Origin of the sequence: Xanthomonas sp. SHU 199, from assembly GCF_000364665.1 — a bacterium.
GTDB lineage: Bacteria > Pseudomonadota > Gammaproteobacteria > Xanthomonadales > Xanthomonadaceae > Xanthomonas_A > Xanthomonas_A sontii.
On sequence record NZ_AQOI01000055.1, the window covers coordinates 1 to 5,357 of the forward strand.

Consider the following 5,357-nt stretch of genomic DNA (forward strand, 5'->3'; position numbering starts at 1 on the left):
GGCGCTGGCGGGCGCGGACGCGCCAGGCGCAGGCAGGCCGGACTCAGGCATGCCCGCTGTAGTCGGTGAGGCGGAACAGGTCCACGCCGATGCGCCCGGCCGCGGTCTGCCAGCGCCGCTCCAGCGGCAGCTCGAACAGCAGTTCGGCATCGGCCGGCGCGGTCAGCCAGCTGTTCTCGCCCAGTTCGTACTCCAGTTGGCCGGCGCCCCAGCCCGCGCAGCCCAGCGCGACCACCGCGTTGCGCGGCCCCTCGCCGCGCGCCATCGCCTCGAGCACGTCGCGCGAGGTGGTCAGGTACAGGCCGTCTGCGAACGCCAGGCTGGAATCCCAGCCGTGCGCGCCGTCGTGGATGACGAAGCCGCGCTCCGGATGCACCGGCCCGCCGCTGAGCACCACCTGCTCGCGCAGCGTGGCGTCGATGGTCTCGATGCCCATCTGCTCCAGCACTTCGCCCAGGGTGTATTCGGAGGCGCGGTTGACCACCACGCCCATCGCGCCGTTCTCGTCGTGCTGGCAGATCAGCGCCACGCTGCGGGCGAAGTTGGGATCGGACAGCGCCGGCAGCGCGATCAGCAGTTGGTTGGCCAGAGGCGTGGGCAAAGCGGACATGGCCCCATTCTATCGTCCCTCCCGCGTGCGCGCTGCCCGGGCTGCGGCGGGCTGCCATAATCCGCCCGACCGCGGCCGCGACCGGTCGCCCAGGAGCACGCACGCATGGACACGCCCCCCGACCTGCCACGCCAGACCCGCGCCTTCATCGTGCTGGTGGCCCTGCTGCAGGGCGCGCTGCTGTACCTGGCGCAGCGCGGCGCCGAGCGCGGCCTGTGGCCGTTCGGCTCCCTGGGCGGTCAGGTGTGCTGGTACACCCTGGTGCTGACCGTGCCCACCATGACCCTGCTGTCGGTGCGGCACCTGGGTGCGCTGCGCCTGTGGCAGCACACCATCGCAGTGGCGGTGCTGGTGGTGGCCCTGTCCGCCTGGGCGGTATGGAACGCCACCGGCGCGCCCGGCCTGCGCGCCGGCCAGGTGCTGGGCCCGTTCGCTGCGACCCTGGCGCTGGCGATGTTCGTGCTGCTGCCGTGGCTGCAGTGTCGACTGCAGCACGGGCGCTGGCAGGCGCCGTACCGCGACCTGTTCGAGCATGCCTGGCAGAACGCGCTGACCCTGGCGCTGGCGCTGCTGTTCGTGGGGATCTGCTGGCTGGTGCTGTGGCTGTGGGGCGCGCTGTTCGCGCTGGTCAAGCTGACCCTGTTCCGCGACCTGTTCCGGCAGACCGCCTTCGTCTACCTGGCCACCGGCACCATGTTCGGCCTGGGCATCCTGATCGGCCGCACCCAGCAGCGCGCGGTGCAGGTGATGCGGCAGATCCTGTTCGCGATCTGCACCGGATTGCTGCCGCTGCTGGCGTTCGTGGCGGTGCTGTTCGCGCTGAGCCTGCCGTTCACCGGCCTGCAGCCGCTGTGGGAGACCCGGGCCGCGGCCAGCATCCTGATCGCCGTGGTAGCCACGCTGGTGGTGTTCGTCAATGCGGTGTACCAGGACGGCACCGCCGACGCGCCCTACCCGGCCTGGCTGCAACGGGTGATCGACGCCGGACTGCTGAGCCTGCCGCTGTACGCAGGGCTGGCGCTGTACGCGCTGTGGCTGCGCATCGCGCAGTACGGCTGGAGTACCGAGCGCTTTGCCGGCGTGCTGGTCGCGGTGGTCGCCTGCGGCTACGCATGCGGTTATGCCTGGGCGGTGCTGCGCCCGGGCGCACGCTGGCTGCAGCCGCTGGCGCCGGTGAACCGGGTGTTGTCGTGGGTGGTGATCGGCCTGGCGCTGGCCACCAGTTCGCCGCTGCTGGACCCCTACCGCCTGGTCGTCGGCGACCAACTGCAGCGCCTGGCCGATGGCCGCACCAGCGCCACGCAACTGGACTTGGCCTACCTGCGCTTCGACAGCGGCCGCCGTGGCTACCGCGCGGTGCAGGCGCTGCGCGAGGTGCCCGCGTTCGCCGACGACACGGTGCAGCGCGAACGCCTGCAGCGGATGCTGCAGCGACAGAAGCGCTGGGGCGACGAGGACGACGAAACGCCGCGCAGCGACGATCCGCTGCAGGTGCGCCAGCGCATCGTGCCGGCCGCCGGCAGCGCCGAGCCCGACGCCGCCTGGTGGCAGGCGCTGCTGGCCGGCACGATCGAGGACGGCAATTGCCGGCGCGAGCACGCGCACTGCGTGGCGCTGCGCCGCGACCTGGATGGCGATGGCCACGACGACGTGTTGCTGTGCAATGCCAGCGCCGGCTACGGCGTCGAATGCCGGATCCACACCGACCCGGGCAGCGGCTGGCGCGACGTGGCGCGGACGCATTTCTTCCCGCGCCACGGCGACAACGCCGAGGCGCTGTACCAGGCACTGCGCGACGGCAAGCTGCAGGTGCTGCCGCGGCGCTGGCCCGACCTGCAACTGCCCGGCACCCAGCGGACCGAGCTGTACCCCGCCGACCCCAACGACCAGATCGACTGACGGACACCCGCCGCATGAGCAGCTACTGCGATATCGCCCCCGGGCACCCGGTGCACGGCCACTACCACGACCACGAGTACGGCGTGCCGCAACGCGCCGAAGCCGACCTGTTCGAGCGGCTGGGGCTGGAGATCAACCAGGCCGGTCTGAGCTGGGAGCTGATGCTGAAGAAGCGCGCCGGCTTCCGCGCCGCCTACGCCGGGTTCGACGTGGACACGGTGGCGGCCTTCGGCGAGGCCGACGTGCTGCGCCTGCTCGGCGATGCCGGGATCATCCGCAACCGGCTCAAGGTGCAGGCGGCGATCCACAACGCGCAGGTGATCCAGCGCCTGCGCGCCAGCCACGGCAGCTTCGCCGCCTGGCTGGACGCGCAGCATCCGCGCAGCAAGGCCGAGTGGATCAAGCTGTTCAAGCGCACCTTCCGTTTCACCGGCGGCGAGATCACCGGCGAGTTCCTGATGAGCCTGGGCTACCTGCCCGGCGCGCACCGCGAAGACTGCCCGGCGTTCGCGCGCATCGCGCAGCTGGATCCGCCGTGGATGCGCAGCGCATGAACGGCGCCGCAGCGCCTGCTGCGCCTGCGCGCTTCGCCGCCGCACCACGGTGGATGCCACGGATACGGCCGACATCGTGGGCGACGGCGGCGCTGCTCGCACTGGCCGCATGCCCGGCGCCCGCGCATGCGGGCGCCCCCGGGACGGCGACGCTGCCGCAGGTACTCGAGCAGCTGCGCCGCGAGATCGAAGCCGAACCGGCCCGCAACCCCACGCCGATCGACACGGTGCTACAGCGCCATGAGGACACCACTGGCGTGAGCTTCGACCTCGCCGCAGCGGGCGCCGCAGCCGCGCCACTCGTGCAACCGGCCGGCGTCACCGCAGACGAATGGCAAGCGGTGCGCACATACATGGGTGACGCCGGCACCGCGCAGGACGACGTTTCCGAAAACGGCGACGACCACTACACCCTGCTCGATCTGGACGAAGACGGGCAACGCGATCTGGTGATCACATCCTATGTCGGCGGCACTGGCCTGTTCACCGAGATCACGGTGCTGCGCCGCGACCCCGTACACGGCTTCCTTGCCCTGCCCAACACCGCACCCGACACAGCGCCGGCGACAGGCACCTTCAGCATCAACGGCCGCGGCAGCGATCAGACCCTGTACTGGCTGCGCATCGACGGCCGCAGCTATGCCGCCTATCGCGACGGCGACTACTTCCAGGACACGCTGACGCTGTCGCGCCCGCTATCGCCGCTGCCGCAAGAGCACAGCAGCTCCCGCGTGCTGCAGGTGCGCTACCGCTATCGGCATACGCTGGCGCCTGCGCCAGATACTGCGAACGCCACGACCGAAGAGCAGGACGCCGCACGCTGGCTGACGCAGCACCCGCAACTGCGCGCGGTCGCGGACCGGGAGTTGCAGCGCCTCGGCTTCGACGCACAGGGCCGGCAGCGCCGGCCGAACCCGGACGCGCGCTGCCCGGTTCCAGCAGCGACCAGCGACCCCGAAGAACGCGCGCAATGGCCGTGGCACGGGCCCGGTCACTATACGTTCGACTATGTCGCCGACATACGCCTGCGGCACGGATCGGATTGCTACAGCGCCAGCATCGTCGCCTTCCGCAGCAGCAACCTGACCTCCTACGCTGCCTGCTGTGCGCTGTGGCTGTACGCCGCGCCCGGCGAGCAGGCGGTGACCTTGCCGCTGCTGTCCAAGCGCGAGCGCAGCAGCGTCAGGCTGACCGCGGCGGCACCGCCCGCGCAGTGAACGTGGGCGGATTACCTCGGCTCCGTCGCCACCTGCTCGCGCGCGATGCAACGGAAATGCGCCCCCGCTGGGTCACGCCGGAAACGGCGGCGTTGGCACGCGAGCACGGATGGTGCGGGGGGCAGCCCCATACCGCCGGCAAGTGGTTGGCGTTGAAGGAATCTGAGCGCCGGCGTCCTCTACCGCTCGCGCACGGCATGGCGGTCGGCATCACCCCGCCAGCCGCGCCTGCCAGAACGGCGCCTGCGCCCAACGCCGCTCGCGCGCGTACAGCGCCCCGCGTTCGCGCAGGTAGGCGCGGAAGCGCGCGAACACGCCCTCCTGGTACGCTGCCAGCGGCGCCGGGCCGGCACCCTGCAGATGCGCTGCCAGTGCGTGCGCGGCGGCCTCGCCGTCCTGCAGGGCCTTGACGATGCCGTGCGCGGTCAGCGGATCGTAGGCGCTGGCCGCGTCGCCCACTGCCAACCAGTCGGCGCCCACCACGCGGCTGAGAATCGCCGACGGCCCCAGTGCGGCGATCAGGCCATCGGCCTCCGGCGCGCGGGCCGCGCCCTGCGCCAACCATTGCGCGACGTGCCGGGTCGTTCGCGCCGCTGCCAGCCACACGTCGCGGTCCAGGTACTGCCGTTGCCGGCGCGGCTCCAGCGCCAGGGCCAGCATCAAGCGCTCATGCGGCAACTTCGCCGCATACCACCAGCCGTCGGCGCAGGCCTCCAGCAAGGCCTGCGACGGAATCGCCTCGGCCTGCTCCAGCGCGAACACACCGGCGACGAAGGCCAGGCAATCCACCTCGTTGCGGGCAACGCCCAGCCGCCGCACCGCCGCGGCGGCGATGCCGCTGGCGTCCACCAGGAACCCGGCGCGCAGCCGGCGCACGCCGCCCTGCTCTTCGTGCAGTTCCAGCACGTGATCGCCATCGGCGGCGCGGCCGACCGCGCCCAGACGCAGGCCGCGCAGCAGCGTGCCGCCCTGCGCCGGCACCGCCGCGGCCAGCATCGCGTCGAAGGCGGCGCGGTCCACGTGCCAGCCCTTGCCGTGGCCGGCGACGATGAAATCGTTGTAGCCCAACTCCGGCCG

At 71.9% G+C, this 5,357-nt stretch carries 5 protein-coding genes; 3 read left to right on the forward strand and 2 right to left on the reverse strand.

What is annotated here, in order from left to right:
• Positions 1–43 precede the first annotated feature (43 nt).
• Complete coding sequence (locus D183_RS0102760) at positions 44–610, reverse strand: YqgE/AlgH family protein (protein ID WP_010344126.1); 567 nt, start codon at positions 608–610, stop codon at positions 44–46.
• 105 nt (positions 611–715) lie between these two features.
• On the opposite strand from D183_RS0102760, the gene D183_RS0102765 reads away from it, so the two are divergent.
• From D183_RS0102765 to D183_RS0102775, 3 genes are read left to right on the forward strand one after another with little or no spacing between them, the layout of a single operon-like run.
• Entirely contained in the window at positions 716–2,509 is a 1,794-nt protein-coding gene (locus D183_RS0102765) for a DUF4153 domain-containing protein (RefSeq protein WP_017907642.1), read from the forward strand.
• A gap of 14 nt (positions 2,510–2,523) precedes the next feature.
• Positions 2,524–3,063, forward strand: coding sequence for a DNA-3-methyladenine glycosylase I (locus tag D183_RS0102770; RefSeq protein WP_017907643.1), 540 nt, complete (start codon positions 2,524–2,526; stop codon positions 3,061–3,063).
• Entirely contained in the window at positions 3,060–4,280 is a 1,221-nt protein-coding gene (locus tag D183_RS0102775) for a hypothetical protein (protein ID WP_232757189.1), read from the forward strand. Before D183_RS0102770 ends, D183_RS0102775 begins: the two co-directional genes overlap by 4 nt.
• Positions 4,281–4,490: 210 nt before the next feature.
• On the opposite strand, the gene D183_RS0102780 is transcribed toward D183_RS0102775, so the two are convergent.
• Positions 4,491–5,357 (reverse strand): FAD-dependent monooxygenase (locus tag D183_RS0102780; protein WP_051067601.1); only part of this gene is annotated, 867 nt, incomplete at its 5' end.

Bases quoted from the DNA above. Each gene is read 5' to 3' on its own strand.
- D183_RS0102760 (WP_010344126.1), bottom strand. From the start codon at position 610: ATGTCCGCTTTGCCCACGCCTCTGGCCAACCAACTGCTGATCGCGCTG.
- D183_RS0102765 (WP_017907642.1), top strand. From the start codon at position 716: ATGGACACGCCCCCCGACCTGCCACGCCAGACCCGCGCCTTCATCGTG.
- D183_RS0102770 (WP_017907643.1), top strand. From the start codon at position 2,524: ATGAGCAGCTACTGCGATATCGCCCCCGGGCACCCGGTGCACGGCCAC.
- D183_RS0102775 (WP_232757189.1), top strand. From the start codon at position 3,060: ATGAACGGCGCCGCAGCGCCTGCTGCGCCTGCGCGCTTCGCCGCCGCA.